Source organism: Microbacterium sp. zg.B48 (assembly GCF_024623505.1).
GTDB lineage: Bacteria > Actinomycetota > Actinomycetes > Actinomycetales > Microbacteriaceae > Microbacterium.
On the sequence record NZ_JANJFE010000007.1, the window covers coordinates 13,065 to 33,531 of the forward strand.

The 20,467-nt window shown below is 69.8% G+C and carries 19 protein-coding genes; 10 read left to right on the plus strand and 9 right to left on the minus strand.

The window, feature by feature from the left end:
- Positions 1 to 39 precede the first annotated feature (39 nt).
- The gene (locus NQ152_RS06070) at positions 40 to 432 is read right to left on the minus strand and encodes a DUF5684 domain-containing protein (protein WP_257523364.1); all 393 of its coding nucleotides are present in this window, start codon (positions 430 to 432) and stop codon (positions 40 to 42) included.
- 237 nt (positions 433 to 669) lie between these two features.
- Between NQ152_RS06070 and NQ152_RS06075 the strand changes: the two genes are divergently transcribed.
- The gene (locus NQ152_RS06075; protein ID WP_257501265.1) at positions 670 to 1,071 is read left to right on the plus strand and encodes a glucose-6-phosphate dehydrogenase; all 402 of its coding nucleotides are present in this window, start codon (positions 670 to 672) and stop codon (positions 1,069 to 1,071) included.
- A 34-nt stretch (positions 1,072 to 1,105) separates the two neighbouring features.
- Entirely contained in the window at positions 1,106 to 2,356 is a 1,251-nt protein-coding gene (locus NQ152_RS06080; protein WP_257523365.1) for an FAD-binding protein, read from the plus strand.
- A 3-nt stretch (positions 2,357 to 2,359) separates the two neighbouring features.
- On the opposite strand, the gene NQ152_RS06085 is transcribed toward NQ152_RS06080, so the two are convergent.
- Genes NQ152_RS06085 through NQ152_RS06095 form a run of 3 tightly spaced genes read right to left on the minus strand, consistent with a single transcriptional unit; the run spans position 2,360 to position 5,823 of the window.
- On the minus strand, positions 2,360 to 3,754 hold the full coding sequence (locus NQ152_RS06085; RefSeq protein WP_257501263.1) for an MFS transporter: 1,395 nt from the start codon (positions 3,752 to 3,754) through the stop codon (positions 2,360 to 2,362).
- On the minus strand, positions 3,751 to 4,197 hold the full coding sequence (locus tag NQ152_RS06090) for a MarR family winged helix-turn-helix transcriptional regulator (protein ID WP_257501262.1): 447 nt from the start codon (positions 4,195 to 4,197) through the stop codon (positions 3,751 to 3,753). The genes NQ152_RS06085 and NQ152_RS06090 overlap by 4 nt, the downstream gene beginning before the upstream one ends.
- A 6-nt stretch (positions 4,198 to 4,203) precedes the next feature.
- The gene (locus tag NQ152_RS06095) at positions 4,204 to 5,823 is read right to left on the minus strand and encodes a DHA2 family efflux MFS transporter permease subunit (RefSeq protein ID WP_257523366.1); all 1,620 of its coding nucleotides are present in this window, start codon (positions 5,821 to 5,823) and stop codon (positions 4,204 to 4,206) included.
- Positions 5,824 to 5,905: 82 nt separating this feature from the next.
- On the opposite strand from NQ152_RS06095, the gene NQ152_RS06100 reads away from it, so the two are divergent.
- Positions 5,906 to 6,757: a lysophospholipase gene (locus NQ152_RS06100; RefSeq protein WP_257523367.1), complete on the plus strand. Its 852-nt coding sequence runs from the start codon at positions 5,906 to 5,908 to the stop codon at positions 6,755 to 6,757.
- On the opposite strand, the gene NQ152_RS06105 is transcribed toward NQ152_RS06100, so the two are convergent.
- The 3 genes from NQ152_RS06105 to NQ152_RS06115 all read right to left on the minus strand — a co-directional run bounded on the left by NQ152_RS06105 (position 6,758) and on the right by NQ152_RS06115 (position 10,162).
- Entirely contained in the window at positions 6,758 to 7,759 is a 1,002-nt protein-coding gene (locus tag NQ152_RS06105; protein WP_257523368.1) for a sugar phosphate isomerase/epimerase, read from the minus strand.
- Between the two features lie 77 nt (positions 7,760 to 7,836).
- On the minus strand, positions 7,837 to 8,997 hold the full coding sequence (locus NQ152_RS06110; RefSeq protein WP_257523454.1) for a Gfo/Idh/MocA family protein: 1,161 nt from the start codon (positions 8,995 to 8,997) through the stop codon (positions 7,837 to 7,839).
- Positions 8,998 to 9,112: 115 nt separating this feature from the next.
- Positions 9,113 to 10,162, minus strand: a complete 1,050-nt coding sequence (locus NQ152_RS06115) for a substrate-binding domain-containing protein (protein ID WP_257501258.1) — start codon at positions 10,160 to 10,162, stop codon at positions 9,113 to 9,115.
- Positions 10,163 to 10,466: 304 nt separating this feature from the next.
- On the opposite strand from NQ152_RS06115, the gene NQ152_RS06120 reads away from it, so the two are divergent.
- From NQ152_RS06120 to NQ152_RS06145, 6 genes are all read left to right on the plus strand, one after another.
- Positions 10,467 to 11,942, plus strand: coding sequence for a sugar ABC transporter ATP-binding protein (locus NQ152_RS06120; RefSeq protein ID WP_257523369.1), 1,476 nt, complete (start codon positions 10,467 to 10,469; stop codon positions 11,940 to 11,942).
- Positions 11,939 to 13,012: an ABC transporter permease gene (locus NQ152_RS06125; protein ID WP_257523370.1), complete on the plus strand. Its 1,074-nt coding sequence runs from the start codon at positions 11,939 to 11,941 to the stop codon at positions 13,010 to 13,012. Before NQ152_RS06120 ends, NQ152_RS06125 begins: the two co-directional genes overlap by 4 nt.
- A gap of 104 nt (positions 13,013 to 13,116) precedes the next feature.
- Positions 13,117 to 14,292: an ROK family transcriptional regulator gene (locus NQ152_RS06130; protein ID WP_257523371.1), complete on the plus strand. Its 1,176-nt coding sequence runs from the start codon at positions 13,117 to 13,119 to the stop codon at positions 14,290 to 14,292.
- A gap of 38 nt (positions 14,293 to 14,330) precedes the next feature.
- Positions 14,331 to 15,380, plus strand: coding sequence for a biotin/lipoate A/B protein ligase family protein (locus tag NQ152_RS06135; RefSeq protein ID WP_257523372.1), 1,050 nt, complete (start codon positions 14,331 to 14,333; stop codon positions 15,378 to 15,380).
- The gene (locus NQ152_RS06140) at positions 15,377 to 16,330 is read left to right on the plus strand and encodes a site-specific DNA-methyltransferase (protein WP_257523373.1); all 954 of its coding nucleotides are present in this window, start codon (positions 15,377 to 15,379) and stop codon (positions 16,328 to 16,330) included. The genes NQ152_RS06135 and NQ152_RS06140 overlap by 4 nt, the downstream gene beginning before the upstream one ends.
- A gap of 266 nt (positions 16,331 to 16,596) precedes the next feature.
- Positions 16,597 to 17,499 (plus strand): endonuclease domain-containing protein, encoded by a 903-nt coding sequence (locus NQ152_RS06145; protein WP_257523374.1) that lies wholly within the window; start codon positions 16,597 to 16,599, stop codon positions 17,497 to 17,499.
- 93 nt (positions 17,500 to 17,592) lie between these two features.
- Here the strand turns inward: NQ152_RS06145 and NQ152_RS06150 are convergent, their stop codons facing one another.
- Positions 17,593 to 19,062 carry a carboxylesterase/lipase family protein gene (locus tag NQ152_RS06150; RefSeq protein ID WP_257523375.1) on the minus strand — a complete coding sequence of 490 codons (1,470 nt, stop codon included), beginning with the start codon at positions 19,060 to 19,062 and terminating at the stop codon, positions 17,593 to 17,595.
- A gap of 107 nt (positions 19,063 to 19,169) precedes the next feature.
- Positions 19,170 to 19,511, minus strand: coding sequence for a DUF2834 domain-containing protein (locus NQ152_RS06155; RefSeq protein ID WP_257523376.1), 342 nt, complete (start codon positions 19,509 to 19,511; stop codon positions 19,170 to 19,172).
- A gap of 77 nt (positions 19,512 to 19,588) precedes the next feature.
- Between NQ152_RS06155 and NQ152_RS06160 the strand changes: the two genes are divergently transcribed.
- Positions 19,589 to 20,461, plus strand: coding sequence for a tryptophan-rich sensory protein (locus tag NQ152_RS06160; protein WP_257523377.1), 873 nt, complete (start codon positions 19,589 to 19,591; stop codon positions 20,459 to 20,461).
- Positions 20,462 to 20,467 lie beyond the last annotated feature (6 nt).

Consider the following 20,467-nt stretch of genomic DNA (forward strand, 5'->3'; position numbering starts at 1 on the left):
CGGCGGATGCGCCGATGGAGTGGGCCGGTGTGCTCCGGCCTAAGCGGTGACGCGCGCCTTCTGGTACTGAGCCGAGCCGAAGCCGAGGATCAGGTAGCCGACGAACGGGATCAGCCACAGCAGGAACACGGAGAACACCGCGCCCTGCCCGAAGCCCTTGCCCACGCGCAGCGCGACGATGATGGCGAAGACGATGTTGACGATCGGGATGATGTAGAGCAGGCCCATCCACGCCGAGAAGCCGGCGATCTTCACGAGCACGAAGACGTTGACGATGGGGATGATCGCGAGCCATCCTGCGTAGCCGGCCTTGGTGAACACCTTCCACAGCGCGATGACGGTGATGATGTACACGACGAGACCGAACAGGGACGACGTCGTATAGAGCGAGGAGACGTCCGCCTGGGACGTGATCGAGCTGAGAGGATGCATGTCGCTCAGCATAGGGGTGGGAAACCCCGGTCCCGCGGCATATTACCCGCGCGGCACGCGGGGCGATTCGGATTCATCACCGAAGCGACATGAGCCGGTGGTTACGCGGTGGCGGTGTCGTCGCCTAGCGTAGACAGCGCGAGAGTCGCAACGCCCACCGGCGGAGCGCAACCGAGCCGAGCGACACGCGGACCGCGCGTCATGGTCGGCTTCCCACGCTCGCACGAGAGGACAGCCATGAAGGTCGCCGCATCAACAGACTGGCGAGATGGCATCCCGTTCGACACGCCCCTGATCGTCGCGGAGATCCTCCCCGGCGAGGAGACCCGATGCTCCGTCTGCGGAGGGGACTCCGCACTGCGTTCCCGAACCGAACTGTGGGTGATCAAGCACCGTCACCCCAAGCACCACGACGGCTACGTCCGGTTCTACTGTCCCGAGCACCTGCCCGAGATCGCGCCGGTCGAGCCGGTCCTGGAGCGCCCGGCGGTCCGTGCGCGGCGCCCCGCGGCGCCGCGGGCCGCCGCGGCGACGCGTACCCCCGCGGCGCCTGAGAAGCAGCGGGCAGTGTGCCCCGAATGCTACGTCGAGGTCTCCGCGCTGGGGCTGTGCGGGATCTGCGGACAGACGATCGCCTGATCGCCGCGGCGCCGCGGCGGCGGGAGGAGAGGTCATGGCACGCAACTGGGCCGGAAGCCACGAGTACGCGGCTCCCCGGATCGTCGCCGCCGCCACCGTTCAGGACGTGCAGCGGGCGATCGCGACCGGCGGGCGGGTGCATGCACTCGGGACCCGTCACTCGTTCACCGATCTGCCCGACACCACCGGGACCCTGATCGACCTCGCCCCGTTGACGGGGGGATACGAACTGGATCGGGATGCCGCGAGCGTCACCGTGGCCGCAGGGACCCGTTATGGGGAACTGGCGCTGTGGCTCGAGCAGCGCGGCTGTGCGCTGCACAACCTCGGGTCGCTGCCGCACATCTCCGTCGCCGGGGCGATTGCGACCGCGACGCACGGTTCCGGCGACGCCAACGGCGTGCTGACCAGCGCGGTCCGCGGCATCCGGTACATCGGCGCGGATGGGCAGGAACGCGAGGTCCTCCGGGGCGAGCCGGACTTCGGCGCGCTCGCCGTCGGGATCGGCGCCTTCGGTGTGATCGTGGCTGTCACCCTCGCCGTGCAGCCGACCTACCGGGTGCGGCAGGACATCTACCGCGGGGTGTCCTGGGATGCCGCCCTCGCCGGTCTGGACGCCGTCACCGGCGCCGGCTACAGCGTGTCCGTGTTCACCCGCTGGGAGCCGGAGCTGATCGGCGACGTATGGGTGAAGACCCGCCTGGGCGCGGACGATGACGAGGTCCCGGATGCGCTGCTGGACGGTGCGCGGGTGGCCGAGGCCAACCCGCTCGACGGGCTCGCCGACCTGACCGAGCTCGGCGGCGTGCCGGGACCGTGGATGCTGCGGCTTCCGCATTTCCGTCTCGACGGCACTCCGTCCTTCGGAGACGAGCTGCAGACGGAGTACTTCGTGGCGCGATCGGACGCACCGGGCGCGTTGCGTGCGGTGCGCGAGCTGGCGCCGGTGATCCAGCCGCACCTGTTCGTGAGCGAACTGAGGACCGCGGCATCCGATGATCTCTGGCTCAGCGGAGCCTACCGGCGTGATCTCGTCGCCATCCACTTCACCTGGCGCAACGACCCCGCCGGGGTGCGCGGGGCGCTGCCGCACATCGAAGCCGCGCTCGCCCCGTTCCGGGCACGTCCGCACTGGGGCAAATTGCACCTGTTCGAGGCCGACGACATTGCGCGGGTGCACCCCCGTGCCGCCGACGCGCGAGCCGTCTTCGAACGACTCGACCCGGAGGGGCGTTTCGTCAACGCGCATCTGGTGCGCCTGGGGCTGCGCGAGCCCCGGCGCTGAGGGTCAGCTCCGGCGCGTCAGCTCGCCCGCGTCTGTTCGCACGGACGCCGAGCGCGGCGCAGGCTCCCGGGCCTCCCGCGGCAGTCCGATCGGGGTCGTCGAGGCCACCTCGTCGCTGAACTCGGCCGGGACGGGCCGCACGACGCTGATCGGCAGGGTCTCGTCGATCGTGAGCGCGAACCGGCGGGACTCGGAACGATGCAACCGGCCGGTGGCGAGCAGCCACGTCCCGCCGATCGCGAACGCCACGACTGCGGACACCGCGCCGAGGAGGATCGCCATGCGCGGGCCGTATTCGGCGGCGACCCAGCCGACGATGGGCGCCCCGACGGGGGTTCCGCCCATGAGGATCGCCATGTACAGCGCCAGCACGCGTCCGCGCAGAGCGGGATCGGTCGTGGTCTGCACGTAGCCGTTCGCGGTGGTCAGCATCGTGACCACCGCGAAGCCGGTGAACATGAGCGTCGCGGCATATCCCCAGTACGAGGGCATGAAGGCCGAAACTCCGGCGGCCACCGCGAACAGCAGAGTGCCGCCGATGACCACCCGCAGGCGTGCCCGGTCCCGACGGGCCGCCAGCAGGGCGCCGGCGAGCGAACCGATCGCCAGGATCGAACTGAGCAGCCCGTATCCGTCCGCTCCCTGATCGAACTCGAGCGCCATCGTCGACGCGAAGATCGGGAAGTTCATGCCGAACGCGCCGACCAGGAAGACCATCGCGAAGGTCACGACGAGGTCGGGGCGCCGTGCGACGTAGCGGAAGCCGTCGGCCAGCCGGGACGCCCCGGAGGTGTTCGCCCGCGGGAGCAGCTCGTGTGAGCGGATCATCAGGAGGGCGACGATCATGCCGAAGAATGTGACCGCGTTGATCAGGAACACCCAGCCGGTGCCCACGGCGACGATGACGATGCCCGCAACGGCAGGTCCGATCATGCGGGCACCGTTGAAGGATGCCGCGTTCAGGGCGACCGCGTTGGACGCGTTCTCCCGCGTCACCACGTCCGAGACGAACGCCTGCCTGGCCGGATTGTCGAACGCGGAGACCACGCCCAGTGCCAGAGCGAAGCCGTACATGATCATCAGCGTCATGTGACCGGTGAGGATCATCACGCCGAGCGCGATGGCGAGCAGGAACAGCAGCAGCTGGGTGACCATCAGCAGCTTGCGTCGATCGAACCGGTCGGCGACGTAGCCGGTGAGGCTCACCAGCAGCAGCGGCGGTGCGAACTGCAGAGCCATGGTGATGCCCATCGCGGCGGCGTCATTGTCGGTGAGCTCGGTCAGGACCACCCAGTTCTGCGCGGTCGCCTGCATCCAGGCGCCGATGTTCGACACGAGTGCGCCGATGAACCAGACGCGGTAGTTGAAGACCGAGAACGAACGGAACATCGCGCTCATCGGGCGACCATCCTCTGCATGATGGCGGCGGCGCTCGCGACGATCGCGCGCTCTTCGGGGCTGATCTCGGCGAGGGCTTCCTCGACCCACGCATCGCGTCGCCGTGCGGTCTCGTCGACCACGGTGCGGCCGTCATCGCTCAGATCGATCACGACTTTGCGGCCATCGCTCTCGTCGGCCGAGCGGGTGATGTACCCGGCCTCCTGGAGGCAGTTGACGGTGCGGTTCATCGACGGTGCGGAGACGCGCTCGCGGTCGGCGAGTTCGGTCAGCGTGTGCGGGCCGTGGACGGACAGGACGGCCAGCACCGCGAACTGGCCGTCGCTCATCGAGTCGACAGCGCGTTCGGTGCGCATGCGGCGGGCGAGTCGGAACACTGCGATACGCAGATCCGATGCGGCGCGGGCGAGGTCCGGGGAGGGTGGTGCTGCGTGCTCAGTCATCGATCCTTAGCCTAGTTCATTATCCTTGCTAAGTATATCTGACGGCCGGTCGCCCCGGCGCCGCTGCCCGAGCGAAAGCGTCGCGGCCAGGCCGAGCACGAGGAACCCGGCCGCCGCGAACGCGGCGTACTGGGTGCCGGTGGAGAAGGCGGCCTTCGCCTCGTCGGCCAGGTCGGAGGTGGACGGATCCGCCTCCAGCCCCGCGATCGCGCCCCCCGCAGTGTCCACGACGGCGGAGACAACCTGGTCGCGCTGGTCCGCGGGCACGCCACGCGCGTCCAGCGAAGCGCCCAGAAGCATGGCCGTACTGGTGAACAGGACGGTGCCGAGCACCGCGATGCCCAGCGCGGAGCCGAGCTGCCGAGCGGTGGACTGTGTTCCCGACCCCTGTCCGCTCTGCTCCACGGGCACATCGCCGAGCACGACGCCGGTGAGCTGGGCGGTTGCCAGGCCGACGCCGAAGCCGTACACGAAGAGGAACGGGATCAGGGCCGCCCACTGGGTCGTCGGGGAGATCACGAGTGCAAGCCCGGCCACCCCGAAGATCTCGGCGATCAGCCCCAGCCGGACGATCGTCACCGGAGCGATGCGGTTGCTGAACGCGCCGGCGAACCCGCTGGCGACGAACGAACCGATGGCGAGGGCGAGCAGGACCAGGCCGGTCTGCAGGGCGTCGAAGCCGATCACGAATTGCAGCCACAGCGGCAGGGACAGGATGATCCCGAACTCGCCCAGTGAGACCACCAGCGCCGCGATGTTGCCGTTGCGGAAGGAGGGGATGCGGAACAGCCCGAAGGCGATCAGCGTCGACCGCCCCGTGCGCATCCGATGCCGCCCCCACGCGATGAACGCGATCAGGCCGCCCGCGGACACGACGAAGGCGAGTGGAACGGGGGACAGCTCCCACGGCCACGTCCACGCCCCGATCGTCAGGGGTTCGTTCGTCGTCCACCAGCCCAGGGACCGCCCCTCGATGAGACCGAAGACCAGAGCGGCGCTGGTGAGGACGGACAGCAGCGCGCCCACGGCATCCACCCGCCGGCGCGTGCCCTCCCTGGACTCGTCGACCGTGAGCAGCACTCCGACGATGATCAGGATGCCGAGCGGCACGTTGATGCCGAATGCCCATCGCCACGAGAACTCCGTCGTGAGCCAGCCGCCCAGCAGCGGGCCGAGCGCCGCCATGCCGCCGATGGTGGAGCCCCAGACGGCGAACGCGATGCCGCGCTCGCGGCCGCGGAACGTGGCGTTGATCAGCGAAAGGGTCGTGGGCAGGATCATCGCGCCGCCGACGCCCTGGACGAATCGCGCGAGGATCAGCAGTTCGCCCGAGGTGGCGAGGGCGGCCGCCACCGAGGACGTGGCGAAGATCACGACGCCGATGAGCATGGTCCGTCGGCGTCCGAAGCGATCGGCGAGACTGCCGAACACGAGCAGGAGCGCGGCGAAGACCAGGGTGTACACCTCCTGGACCCATTGCACCTGGGTCGAGGAGATCTGCAGCTCATCGACGATCGACGGGATCGCCACGTTGACGATGGTCGAGTCCACGATGATCAGGGAGACGGCGATGCTGATGAAGACCAGTCCGAACCAGCGTCGAGAGGAAGCCTGCGTCCCGTTCATTTCGCTAGCTTATCTAGCGAAATTCGGATGTGGGCAGTGGCCGGCAAGGATGTCGCGTTCCCGCGCTGTCTAGACTCGCCGCATGCCCGACTTCATCGATGCGCACGGCATCGCGATCGTCTACGACGTTCACCCCGCTCGAACTCCGCCGAAGGCGATCGTGCAGCTCGCGCACGGCGTCGGTGAGCACGCCGGACGCTATGGTGCGCTGGTCGAGGCACTCGCCGCCGACGGATACACCGTGTACGCCGACGACCATCGTGGTCACGGCCGCACCGGGATGAAGCAGCACGGCGACGATGTGTCCAAGCTCGGCCGCCTGGGACCGGGCGGCGTCATGGGCGCCGTTCGAGCGGTGTCGCAGCTGACGGCACTCATCCGGTCGGAGAATCCGGGTCTGCCCCTCGTGCTCCTGGGTCATTCGTGGGGCTCGTTCATGGCACAGATGCTGCTGAACCGTGAACCGGAGGCCTATGACGCCCTCGTGCTCAGCGGTACGGTCTATCGCCAACTCGGCTGGGGCAACCTCGGCGAACTGAACGCGCGATGGAGCGGACCGGATGCGACAGGCATGGAATGGCTCGCCAGTGATCCCGAGGTCGCGGCAGCGTTCCTCGCCGATCCGCTGACCACCGCTGCGCCGATGCGGCAGCTCTTCGGCCTGCACGGCCAGCTGCGCATGATGGGCAAGCCGAAAAAGAACCTCGGCCGCGACATCCCGACACTGCTCATGGTGGGTCGCGACGACACGGTCGGCGGCCCGCGCAGCGTGCACAAACTCGCTGATGCGTACCGCACGCGTTCGGGTTTCACCGACGTCACGACGTTCGTCTACCCGTACGCGCGCCATGAGATCTTCAACGAGGCAGCACAGGCCGAAGTGCGCGCCGACCTGCTCGCCTGGCTGGACGCGCGCTTCCCGGTCCGGGACTGATCAGCGGGCGCTGAAGGCCGCGTCGAACGCCGCCTCCGGCGCGGCGAACGCGTTCCGCTTGACGAACGCGAGCGCCTCCGGGGCGCCCAGCAGCCGGTCCATTCCGGCGTCCTCCCACTCGACCGAGATGGGGCCGTCGTAGCCGATGCTGTTCAGTGCACGGAAGGAGGCCTCCCACGGGACGTCGCCGCGGCCGGTCGAGACGAAATCCCATCCGCGGCGCAGATCAGCCCACGCGAGGTGAGAGCCCAGTCGGCCGTTGCGGCCGTTGCCGAGATTGAGCTTCACGTCCTTGCAGTCCACGTGGTAGATCAGGTCCTTGAACTCCAGGATGAAGTCGACGGGATTGAGCTCCTGCCACATGAAGTGGGAGGGGTCCCAGTTCAGGCCGAACGCGGGCCGGTGGCCAATCGCCTCGAGCGTGCGCACCGTCGTCCAGTAGTCGTAGGCGATCTCACTGGGGTGCACTTCGTGCGCGAACCTGACCCCGACCTCGTCGAACACATCCAGGATCGGGTTCCACCGGTCGGCGAAGTCCTGGTAGCCCGCGTCCACCGCGGCCTGCGTCACCGGCGGGAACATCGCGACGTACTTCCAGATGCTCGAACCGGTGAAGCCGACCACGGTCTTGACCCCGAGCTTCGCGGCCAGCCGTGCGGTGTGCTTCATCTCCTCGGCGGCTCGCTGACGAACGCCCTCGGGATCGCCGTCCCCCCACACCCGGTCCGAGAGGATGTCCCGGTGCCGCTGGTCGATCGGGTCGTCGCAGACCGCCTGGCCCTTGAGGTGGTTCGAGATCGCCCAGACCTTCAGCCCGTGGCGCTCGAGCAGATCGAGCCGGCCCTGCACGTACTCCTCGTCGTCCCAGCGCCAGGGGTCCAGGTGGTCGCCCCAGCAGGCGATCTCGAGTCCGTCGTAGCCCCACTCGGCGGCGAGTCGGGCCACCTCCTCCAGCGGCAGGTCGGCCCACTGCCCGGTGAACAGGGTGATCGGTCGCGTCATTGCGTGTTCCTTTCCTCGCGCCCCGCGCCCGGCGGGGCAGTGTCTCTCAGAATGCACCGACCGCGTGGGTGGCGCGATCAGTTCGGGATCGGGATCCAGCTGCTGCCCGCCGCGGAGCTGCGCTCGACGGCATCCAGAACCCTCTGCACATGGAGGCCGTCGGCGAAGGAGGGCCGCGGCTGCGTACCCTCGGCGATGGCGGATACGAAGTCGACCACCTGGTGCGAGAAGCCGTGCTCGTAGCCGAGCGTGTGGCCGGCCGGCCACCACGCGCGAATGTACGGATGGTCCGGCTCGGTGACGATGATCGTGCGGAAGCCCTGCTCGGTCGCGGGCAGCGTCGCGTCGAAGAACTCCAGTTCATTCATCCGCTCGAGATCGAACGCGACGGCGCCGAGGGAGCCGGAGACCTCGATGCTGAGCGCATTCTTGCGCCCGGTGGCGAAGCGGCTCGCTTCGAACGTGCCGAGCGGCGCGTACGATCCGTCCGCCGATCCGTAGCGGCCGGAGAAGACCGCCACGTCGTCCACGGTGACCTCGCCCCGCTCGGCGGCAGCGGTCCCGGAAAGGCCGATGCCTTCGCCCAGGAGCGGGCGCTCCGCGACGATGGTGTCCAGAATCCCCGACACGCTCTGCAGCCGCAGCCCGGTGATGAACTCGGACAGGTCGACGGCGTGGGCGCCGATGTCGCCCAGCGCACCGGAACCGGCGCGGTCCTTCTGCAGGCGCCACGTCAGCGGGGCCTCGGCGTCGCTCAGCCAGTCCTGGCGGTAGGAAGCGCGCACCTGCCGGATCTGACCGATGCGTCCGGCTGCGACCAGGTCCCGGGCCAGCGTCGCCGCCGGCACACGACGATAGGTGAAGCCCACCATCGCCCGCACTCCGCGCGCGGCCGCACGGTCGGCGGCATCGGTCATGGCCTGCGCCTCGGCGACGGAATTGGCCAGCGGCTTCTCGCACATGACGTGCTTGCCGGCATCCAGGGCCGCGATCGCGATCTCGGCGTGCGTGTCCCCGGGCGTGACGATGTCGACGATGTCGATGTCGTCACGGGCGATCACCTCGCGCCAGTCGGTCGCCGCCTCCTCCCATCCCCACTTCTGCGCGGCCGCCGTGACCCCGTCCGGGTCCCGGCCCACGATCACGCTCATCGAGGGCTGCGCGGGGAGGTCGAAGAAGCGCGGAGCGACGCGCCACCCTTGCGAGTGCGCGGCGCCCATGAAGCCGTAGCCGATCATGGCGACGCGAAGGTTTTCGGTCACAGGTACTCCGTGGGGGTGTCGAAGGCGGGGAGTGCCTCGAGGGGGCGTCTGCGAAAGGCAGACGCCCCCTTCCGGCGAGAGGTGGTGCGGATCAGGACTCGAACGCCAGACCGATGTACTGGTCGACGTTCTCCTTCGTAACGACGGGGGCATCCAGCACGATGCGGTTGGCCACACCGGGCGTGACCAGGTCGCTCATCGTCTTGCCCTGTGCGATCAGTCGGGCGAGGGCGATGCCGTCGGCGGCCTGCGTCGACGGGTAGATGATCGTCGCCTTGAGCACCGTGTCGTCCGCCTCGATGGCCTCCATCGCGTTCAGCGAACCCGCGCCGCCGACCATGAAGAACTCGTCGCGACCCGCGGCGTTGATCGCCGCGAGGACGCCGATGCCCTGGTCGTCATCGTGGTTCCACAGCGCATCGATCTGCGGGTTGGCCGACAGCAGCTGGGATGCCGCGGCCTCGCCGCCCTGGACGGTGAAGTCGGCGGCCACGCGGGGGCCGACCTCCAGTCCGCAGTCCGCCAGCGCGTCGGCGAAGCCGGCCGAGCGGTCCTGCGTCAGCGGGAGCGAGTCGATGCCGGCGATCTCGGCGACGATCGCGTCGGGGTTGTCGCCGACCTGCTCGCAGATGTACGTGCCGGCGCTGACGCCCATGCCGTAGTTGTCGCCGAGCACGGTGGCCCGCGCGGCGAACGGGCTGGAGAACTCGCGGTCGACATTGATGACCGGGATGCCGGCCTCCATGGCCTTGATCGCGACCTCGGTCAGAGCGGCGCCGTCACTGGGCAGCAGCACGATCGCATCGACCCCGTCGTTGATGAAGGTCTCGACGGCCGCGATCTGCGCGTTGACGTCGTTGGTGCCCTCGGCCAGCTGCAGCTCGACGTCAGGGAAGCTCTCCGCCGCGGCGATCGCGCCGGAGTTGATGGCGCCGAGCCAGCCGTGGTCGGCGGCCGGTCCGGAGAACCCGATGACGACCGTGTCGCCGGTGGCCTGGTTCTCCTCCGAGGTGGTGCCCTGGTCGGCGCCCTCTTCTTCTTCGGGCGCGCCGGGTGTACAGCCGGCCAGCAGTGCGATGGCCGTCAGCGCGGCGGCGCCGGCACCGATCGCCCGCGTGCGCACGGAACGGGTTGAACGCATGAATTCCTCCTTGAATGTGAATGCAGGTCGGGCGGCGAGGGCGTCGTCGCACTTCCGCGCGAGGACCGCCCCCGGGGCTGACCGCCTTCAAGGTAGCAGAACGAGTCGTAGACACGACAGCTTTCGTCCGGGATCCGGTAAAAGCCCGTAGACCGTGGGAATTTCGGGATCGGTGATCGAAATCCGCGCGCGCGACGCCGGATCGCATCGCGTTGCATGGCTCTCGAACGCGGAGACGTCGACATGTTATGGTCGGCGTGTGATCAAAGATGACCAACGCTCGGCGTTACTCGAGGTGCGCGGTGTGACGAAGAGCTTTGCCGGAGTGCGGGCCCTGCGCGGGGTCGATCTGGACGTGCTCCCCGGCGAAGTCCACTGCGTCCTCGGGCAGAACGGCGCCGGCAAGTCGACGCTGATCAAGACGCTCGCGGGTGTGCATCGCCCCGACGAGGGGACGATCGGGTGGCTCGGCGAACCGGTCGAGATCGCAACGCCGGAAGCGGCTCTGGAACTGGGCATCGCCACGATGTACCAGGAACTGGATGTCGTGGACGGGCTGACGATCGCGGAGAACATCTTCCTCGGGCACGAGCTGGCCAGGGGCGGGTTCACCAAGCGGTCGGAGGCGGCGCGGCAGACCAGGGAACTGCTGCGCCGTCTCGGTCACGCCAATCTGTCGCCGCACACCGAGGTCGGTCGACTCAGCGCCGCCAACAAGCAGATCGTGAGCATGGCGCGCGCACTGTCGCACGACATCAAGCTCATGATCATGGACGAGCCCTCCGCGGTGCTCGACACCCAGGAGGTGAAGAACCTCTTCTCCGTGGTCAGGGAGCTCACCTCCGAAGGGATCGCCGTGGTGTACATCACACACCGGCTGGAGGAGATCCGGCAGATCGGCGACCGGATCACCGTCCTGAAGGACGGCGCGTCGATGGCCTCCGGCCTACCGGCGGCCGACACGCCGACTCAGGAGCTGATCCGGCTCATGACCGGCCGGGCTGTCGAGAACGTCTTCCCGCCGGGCGTCCCGGTACCGGAGGATTCGCCGCTGGTTCTGGAGGTCGAGGGGCTGGGACTGGCCGGTGTCTTCTCGGATGTCAGCTTCACCGTCCGGGCCGGCGAGATCGTGGGGTTCGCCGGCCTGGTCGGCTCCGGCAGATCAGAGATCATCGAGACGGTCTACGGCGCGCGCAAGGCGACGGCCGGCACGGTGCGGGTCGCCGGAAAGACCGTGCCTCGAGGATCGGTGGTGGCCGCCGTCGAGGCCGGCGTCGGCCTGTCGCCCGAAGAGCGCAAGAGCCAGGGACTCGTCCTGGACGAGCCGATCTTCGTCAACGTGACCCTGTCCTCCGTCTCCCGGTTCGCCAAAGGGGGCTTCCTGGACGAGCGGGCCGAACGCAAAGCGACCGCGGAACAGATCGATGCGCTCGAGCTGCGACCGGCGAACCCGGACCGGGCGACCAGAACCCTCTCCGGAGGCAACCAGCAGAAGATCCTGCTGGCGCGGTGGCTGGTCCACGGCACTCGCGTGCTGCTGCTGGATGAGCCCACCCGCGGCGTGGATGTCGGCGCGCGCGCCGAGATCTACGCGCTGATCCGGCGGCTGTCGGCGGCCGGGAACGCGGTGGTCATCGTCTCGAGCGAGATCGAAGAGGTGCTCGGCCTGGCCGACAAGGTCCTCGTCGTCTCGGACGGTCGCGTCCTGGAAACCCTCCCCGCCTCCCAGATCGACGAGCACGGTGTGCTCGATCTCGTCATGAAAGGAACCGCCGCGTGAGCGAGCCAGTAACCACCGGGGACCTGGTCGGTCCGCCTTCCTCCACGGGCGCCCGCTCTCCGCTCGAGGCCCCCTCGGGCCGCGACGGCGAGAAGAGCGGTCTGCAGAAGATCATGTCCGGATCCGTCGGCCGCAACCTCGGACTCGTCCTGGCCCTGCTGGTGCTCGTGGTCGTCGGCGCCGTCACCGCCGGGGAGAGCTTCACCACGCTCAGCAACGCTCTCGTGATCCTCCGTCAGGCCTCGATCATCGGCGTCGTCAGCATCGGCATGACCCTGGTCATCATCGCCGGCGGTATCGATCTGTCCGTCGGCTCGGTGCTCGGCCTCGCCTCGATCGTGGCGACCCTCGCGGCGATCCAGGACCTCGCCGATCAGACCCACTGGATCGTGATGATCCTGATCGCCCTCGGGGTCGGGCTCGGTGCGGGCCTGATCAACGGGGTCGTGATCGCGTACGGCAACGTCGTCGCCTTCATGGCGACCCTCGCGATGCTGGTCGCCGCGCGCGGGCTCGCCGAGATCCTCGCCGAACGCCGCACGCTGATCGTCGAGGATCGCGGCTTCATCAGCTTCATGAACGCCGACCTCATCGGCGTGGACGTCCTGATCTGGATCTTCGCGATCGTCGCCGCGCTGGGCTGGGTGATCCTCAACCGCACGACGTTCGGTCGCCGCACCGTCGCCATCGGCGGCAACCGCGAGGCCGCGCGGCTCGCGGGCATCAACGTGAAGCGCCACACGATGTGGCTGTACGCGATCGCCGGCCTGTGCGCGGGGATCGGCGCCGTCATGATCCTCGGGCGCACGACTGCCGGCAGCTCCACGCATGGCACGCTGCTGGAGCTGGACGTGATCGCGGCGGTCGTCGTCGGCGGCACGCTGCTGGTCGGCGGACGCGGGACGATCACCGGCACCGTCTTCGGCGTGCTGATCTTCGCCACCCTGACGAACGTGTTCGTCCAGAACAACCTGACATCATCGGTGCAGGCGGTCGCCAAGGGCATCATCATCGTGATCGCGGTGCTGCTGCAGCAGCGGTTCGCCAAGCCCGGCGGCCGCCAATCGTAACGGACACGGTCGCCTTCTGCCGTTGTGTAGCGTGGCCAGCGACGGGAACGGCAGAACTTCCCGGACTTCGGCCGACCGGGTCGTATGAGTGAGTGGATCGTGCAATGGGTGTCGAATCTTCCGCCGGAATGGGCGTGACGGAGCTGTTCCAGCTCCTTCGCGACGGTGTTCCGCGCACGCGTGCTCAGCTCGCGAAATCCACCGGCCTGGCCCGTTCCACGATCGCCGTGCGGGTGGACGAGCTGATGCGGATGGGCCTGGTCACACCGGTCGCCGAGGCAGCCTCCACGGGTGGCCGCCCACCGTCGCAGTTCGCCCTCAACCCGGGCGCGCGTGTGGTCGTCGCGGCGGACATCGGTGCGACGCACGCCACCGTCGCGATCAGCGACCTGGGCGCGACCATCCTCGCGGAGCGCATCGAACCGCTGGACATCACGCTGGGCCCGGTGCCGGTGCTGACCTGGACCCTCGAGACCGCGCTGACCCTGCTGGCTGAGACGGGGCGGAGCGTCGACGACATCGCGGCGATCGGCATCGGCGTTCCGGGGCCGGTGGAATTCTCCACCGGCCGCCCGGTCAACCCGCCGATCATGCCCGGGTGGGACCGGTTCGACATCCCGGGGTGGGTGCGTCAGCATCTCGAAGCGCCGGTGCTCGTCGACAATGACGTCAACATCATGGCGCTCGGCGAGCAGGCCACCGCGTGGCCGTCGGTCGAGCACCTGATGTTCGTGAAGATCGCCACCGGCATCGGCGCGGGGGTCATCTCGGGCGGGCAGCTGCTGCGCGGCGCGCAGGGCGTGGCCGGCGATATCGGTCATGTGCGGGTGGCACGCGGCTCCGACGTGCCGTGCAGCTGCGGGAACCGCGGATGCCTGGAGGCGCTCGCCTCGGGACCGGCGATTGCGCGCGAACTGCGCGCGCAGGGCATCGCGGCCGCCAATGGCGATGACGTGGTCGAACTGGTCAAGCACGGCAACGTCGACGCGATCCAGGCCGTGCGGCAAGCCGGCCGCGACATCGGCGAGGTGCTCACCGCCTGCGTGAGCCTGATGAACCCGTCCATCATCGCGATCGGCGGCTCCATGGCCCGGGTCGGCGAGCACCTGATCGCCGGGGTGCGCGAGGTCGTCTACACCCGCTCTACGCCGCTGGCGACCGAGCATCTGGCGATCGTGCAGTCATCGGCCGCGGAGAACGCCGGTGTCCGAGGTGCGGCCATGCTCGCCATCGAGCACGCGCTCTCGCCGGCGGCGCTGCACATGCTCGTCAGCGCCTGAGGGCGCTCTCGCCGCGGAGCGGCACTTAAGCTGAGTCCATGCACGGCGAATACAAGGTGCCCGGAGGCAAGCTGGTCGTCGTCGACCTCGAAGAACGCGACGGCAGGATCTTCGGGTTCCGCCTCGCCGGCGACTTCTTCCTCGAGCCGGACAGCGCGCTGGACGACATCGACGACGCCGTCAACGGCCTCCCCATCGAGACGGATGCCGCGGCCATCGCCGCGGCCGTGCGCGAGGCACTGCCCGACGGCGCCCAGCTGCTGGGGTTCACGCCCGAGGCGGTCGGCACCGCCGTCCGCCGCGCGCTGGTGACCGCGCCGGGCTGGCGCGACTTCGACTGGGAGATCGTGCACGAAAAGCCCGTCTCGCCACGGATGAACCTCGCGCTGGACGAGGTGCTCACCACCAGGGTCGGCGACGGCCGGCGTCGCCCCACGCTCCGGCTGTGGGAGTGGGACGAGTCCGCGGTCGTGATCGGGTCGTTCCAGTCGTATCGCAACGAGGTCGATCCGGAGGGTGCAGCCCGGCATGGTTTCGACGTCGTCCGGCGCATCTCCGGCGGCGGCGCGATGCTCATGGCCGCGAACTCGATCGTGACCTACTCGCTGTACGTCCCGGCATCCCTGGTCGCCGGCATGACGTTCGCCGATTCGTATGCCTTCCTGGACGACTGGGTGCTGCAGGCGCTGCGCTCCCTCGGCATCGAAGCCACCTACCAGCCGCTCAACGACATCGCGAGCCCGCAGGGGAAGATCGGCGGGGCGGCGCAGAAGCGCCTCGCGAACGGCGGGGTGCTGCACCACGCCACGCTCAGCTACGACATGGACGGTCAGGTGATGACCGAGGTGCTGCGCATCGGCCGCGAGAAGCTCAGCGACAAGGGCACCACCTCGGCGGCCAAGCGGGTCGACCCGCTGCGTCGTCAGACCGGACTGCCACGCGAAGCGATCATCGAGCGCTTCATCGAGACGTTCGCGAAACTGTACGGGGCCGTGCCCGGCCGCATCAGCGACGAGGAGTACGCCGAGGCCGAAGCCCTGGTCGAGTCGAAGTTCGCGACGGACCCGTGGCTGTACCGGGTGCCGTGACGGGCGCCGAGATCGTCGACACGGCGGGCGTCGCTCCGCCGCGGGGTGCGGTGACGATCCACCACGGCGACAACCTCGCCGTGGTCGCGGCATATCCGGACGAGTCCTTCACCCTGATCTACCTGGATCCGCCGTTCAACACCGGGCGCGTGCAGGGCCGGGCGCTGGAGACCGCGCGCTCGGTCCGACCCGGGTCGCCCGAGCCGGTGGCCGGCGCCACGCCGCTCGGCACGGTGCCGGAAACGACCGGCGTGCCGGTGGCAGACGGAGCCGTCGTGCGGCGCGGGTTCCACGGCCGGGAGTACGAGCGGCTGCGCGGCGACCTGCGCGAGTACGACGACCGGTTCGACGATTACTGGGGTTTCCTCGAGCCGCGGCTGGCCGAGGCGTGGCGTCTGCTGGCCGCGGACGGCACGCTCTACGTGCACCTGGACTATCGCGAAGCGCATTACGCCAAGGTGCTCATGGACGCCCTCTTCGGCCGCGACCGCTTTCTGAACGAGCTGATCTGGGCGTACGACTACGGGGCCAAGACCCGGCGCCGCTGGCCGACCAAGCACGACACCATCCTGGTGTACGTCAAGGATCCCGACCGGTACTGGTTCAACTCGGATGCCGTGGACCGCGAGCCGTACATGGCGCCCGGACTGGTCACCGCCGAGAAGGCCGCCCGCGGCAAGCTGCCCACCGACGTCTGGTGGCACACGATCGTGCCGACCACCGGCCGGGAGAAGACCGGCTATCCGACGCAGAAGCCGGAGGGGATCCTGCGACGCATCGTTCAGGCATCCAGCCGGCCCGGCGACCGCGTTCTGGACTTCTTCGCCGGCAGCGGCACGACCGGAGCTGTCGCCGCGGCGCTGGGGCGCGACGCCGTGCTGGTGGATGCCAACCTCGAGGCGGTCGAGGTCATGCTCAAGCGCATCCCCGGGGCCCAGGTCATCGCCTGACCGGGGTGATGCCGGCCGGCGCGTCGGTATAACCCGGTCCCGGTGCGTCGCCCGCGGCCGGGCGTCAAAGCCGCGGGAGAAGTCGCGTCGGGCACCCGGTGATGACGGTCCGCGGTCGGAATCGCCCGGTGTTTTGACCACGCTGCGGACCCGGGGTCGAGCCGGTGGACGAATCGCCTCCTCCCCAGGGCGCGCACTGCGGACATAACCCGCAGAATCGGCGGCTGCGGCGCCGCAGCACCTGCCTCCGCGCCACGCTGACCGGCATGTTGCAGCACACCGACGCCGAACTGCGCGGGCGAGCCACGCACTTTCATCGACGGCGCGACCTCGTGGCCCGAGGATGGACCGATCGTGACCTGCGCGAGGCCGTCGCCGAGGGGCGGGTCGTGCGCCCGCGCGCGGGCGCGTACCTCGCTGCGGGAACCGCCGCCGATCTCGTGGACGCCTGTGCGCTCGGAGGGCGCCTGACCTGCGTCTCGGAACTGCTCCGCCACGGCGTCTTCGTTCTCGACCCGTCCGCGCTGCACGTGCACCTCCACGCGGCCCGCAGCCACGCGCCCATGCCGACACGGTCGGTTCGGCGCCACTGGGGCCGCCTGCATCGCACACCGCACCCGTGCTCGACGTCGGTGGAGCTGTTCGACGCCGTCGTCTCCGCCGTGCGGTGCCAGCCTCCCCGAGCGGCGCTGGCGACGCTCGACTCGGCACTGCACGCGGGCGTTGTCCGGCTCGACGATCTCGATGAGCTCTTCGGTGCGCTTCCCCGGCGGCACCGGGTGCTGCGCCGGCTGATCGACCCGCGCGCGGAGTCCGGTCCCGAGACGCTGCTCCGGCTGATTCTGCGTTCCCTCGGTGTGCGCTTCGAGGTGCAGGTGTCCATCGCGGGCGTCGGTCGGGTCGATTTCGTCGTCGCCGGCTGGCTGATCGTCGAATGCGACAGCGCGCAGTTCCATTCCAGCTGGGCGGACCAGCGTACCGACCGTCGCCGGGACCAGGCCGCCGCCGCGCTCGGCTTCGCGACCTACCGCCCCATCGCCGAGGACATCATGTGGCACGCAGACCGGGTCCGAGCGGCTCTGGCCGGCCTGCTGGCCGCCCGCGGCACCCGGCGGCCGGCTTCCCGGCCGCAGGCACCGGGCGGCCGGTTCCCGGCGGCCGCCCGGTGAATCCGCGGGGATGAACCGTGCCCGCCGGCAGCACGTGCGGGCGCCACCGCCGGAATGTCCCCGCTTTTTGACGCACGAGGAAGTCCGGCCGGCTCAGACCAGCGCGCGCACGCTCGCATATCCGTCGGCGGAGACGTCCGGGCGGGAGGGGTCGCCGCCGAAGATCCGCGTTGCGCCGGGCATCGTCCTCCACGCCGGCCACCCCGGATCGTGGTCCCGGACGAACGACACCGCAGAGCCGTGCACGGCGGCCGCGAGCGCGCGGGGCGGGCGGTCCCCGGCCAGCGCTTCGACGCCCGCATCGAGGCAGTCGAACCAGAACGGCACGTCCAGGCAATGGCAGGCCCACCCGATCACCGGTGACGGCCATTCGAACCGGTACACCCAGGTCGGCGCATCGGCGCGTGCCTCCGCGACGCGCACCACTCCGGCCCGGAAGACGGCGTCGGTCGCGTAGCGGCCCAGCACGGCCGCCGTCCCCTTGCGGTGCTGGGCCGCGTTGGCCCGCAGATACTCCGCGCGCGCGTGGGGAGCCACGCCCAGCAGCCCGAGTCCGAACGCCGCGGGTACGAGCCGCAGCTTGTTCTTGAGGCGGTCGGTCAGCATGGTGAACTCGTCATCGGTGGAACCGACGACCAGGGGGATGCCGGACCCGACGCCCGCGCGAAGCGCATCGACCGTCGGCATCGTGATCAGGTCACCGTCGACCATCGGACCCCACGGGAGGCCCTCGGACAGGATGGCGCGGACCCCGGCGAGCCGGTCCTTCGAATCGGTGGATGCCGCGGCCCCCTGCAACCGCACGAGCGTCGCCTCCGGGACGCCGGCGAACCCGTCGCGCGTGGGCGCCACCCCCGCGAGGTTCGCCAGCTTCGCCGAGAGCGTCCGGGCGCGCTCCGGCGGCACGTCCGCCAGGGCAGGAGACATCGCCCAGGCGGCCGAGAACAGACCCTGGGCGGCCGGCATGCCGAGCAGGGTGAGGACCGCGCCGCCACCGGCGGACTGCCCTGCGATGGTCACCCGGCCCGGATCGCCGCCGAACGCGGAAATGTTCTCGCGCACCCACGCCAGCGCGGCGAGCCAGTCCCGGACCCCCCGGTTGCCGGGCGCGCCGGCGATGTGGCCGAACCCGTCGAAACCCAGTCGATAGGACACCGTCACGGTCACGACTCCGTCGCGGTTGAAGGCGGCACCGTCGTACCAGGGACTGGCGGGAGAGCCCTCGGTGTACCCGCCGCCGTGGATGTAGACCAGAACGGGCAACGCTGCCGCACCGTCCGGCGACGGTGTGAACACGTTGACGTTCAGGGTGGCCTCGCCGGGCACCGACGGCTCGGGGATCAGCGTCACCTCCCCGGGCTTTTCGCGATGTGCCGTCGCGCCGTACTCGATCGCGTCGCGGACACCGTCCCACGGCTCGGGTGGGACAGGCGCGGCGAAGCGGAGGTCTCCGACCGGCGCCTGGGCGAACGGGATGCCGAGGAAGGCCGCCGACTCGCCCCGCCAGAGGCCGCGTACCCGGCCGGGTGCGATGGTCACGATCGGGTCGGGATGCTGCGGCACGGGTCGTTCCTTCGGTCGGGAGGTGCAGGGCGGGGGCGGCGGCGCATTCCAGGGCCGCGTCTGAGTCCCAGTGTCGCGCGTCCGATCGACCCGCGGGCGCGTCGCCGTCACGTGGTCGCGCGAGCGGCGCGGACCAGCCGACGCTGCCGCATGGCCAGGAACAGCGGGAACGTGAACGCGAACGCCGTGACGGCCGAGCCGAGGACGTACAGCCAGCCGAAGCGCATGCCCAGGCGCCGCGCCTCCACCAGCACGAAGACACTGCCCGCGACCGCCGCGATGAGCAGGTCGACCGTGATGGAGGACACCGCCGGACCGCTGCTGACCAGGTCGCCGATGAAATCGGCCATCTGGATGATGGCCAGCGCGTTGAACCACCAGGTGCCGACCAGTCCGGCCACCGCCAGCACCAGGTAGGTCAGAGCAAGGGGCGTCCAGTCGCGGGTCATGGCGCCATGATGCCATCCCGGCCGCGCGCGTGTGTCAACCCCTACGCGGGGTGGCGTGGTGAACGTACCGTGGCAGGGTGAACACTCCTGGAGCGACCAATTCCCCCGGCGCGGCACGCCCCTCCGGCACGCCCCGGTCCCGGGGTGCGGCGGCCACCGGCCTGGATCTGACGCGCCAGATCGCGGTGCTGTGTGCGCTGGGATTCACCCTCGTCGCGGTCCTCGTCGGCGTCGGCGGTCTGGGCGGCACCGAGGTCGACGAGTCGCAGGGCGGCCGGCTCTCGGAGCAGGGGTCCTTCCTCGCCCCGGCCGGGCCCGCTTTCAGCATCTGGACCGTCATCTACGCGGGCCTGATCGGGTACGCGATCTGGCAGGCGCTGCCCAGCCAGCGCGCGTCCGAGCGGCACCGCGCAGTGGGGTGGTGGATCGCCCTGACGATCGTGCTCAACGGTCTGTGGCTGGTGGCCGCGCAGTTCCTCACGATCGAATGGACGGTCGTGGTGATCCTGCTGCTGCTGATCGCTCTGGGCATCACGTTCCACTTCTCGGTGGTCACCCGCACGCCGCGCGCCGGCTTCTGGGATGCGCTCCTGATCGACGGGGTGACCGGCCTTCATCTGGGGTGGGTCACGCTCGCGTCCGTGGCCAACATCGCGGCGTGGTTGACCGGCGTCGTGCCTGAGGCGTGGGCGGATGCCGCGGCGGCGTGGGGGGTCGCGGTGCTGGTCGTCGTCGCCGTCATCGGCCTGGGGATCGCATGGGCGAGCGGATGGCGCATCGCCCCCGGCCTGGCACTGGCGTGGGGCCTGTGCTGGCTGGCCGTCGGCCGGCTGGGGGGGGATCCGCGCAACGGCGCCATCGGCATCACCGCGATCATCGTCGCCGCGATCGTGCTGCTGATCCCGCTCGTGATCGCCGGCCTGCGGCTCCTGCGCCCCGAGCACGACTGAGCCCGC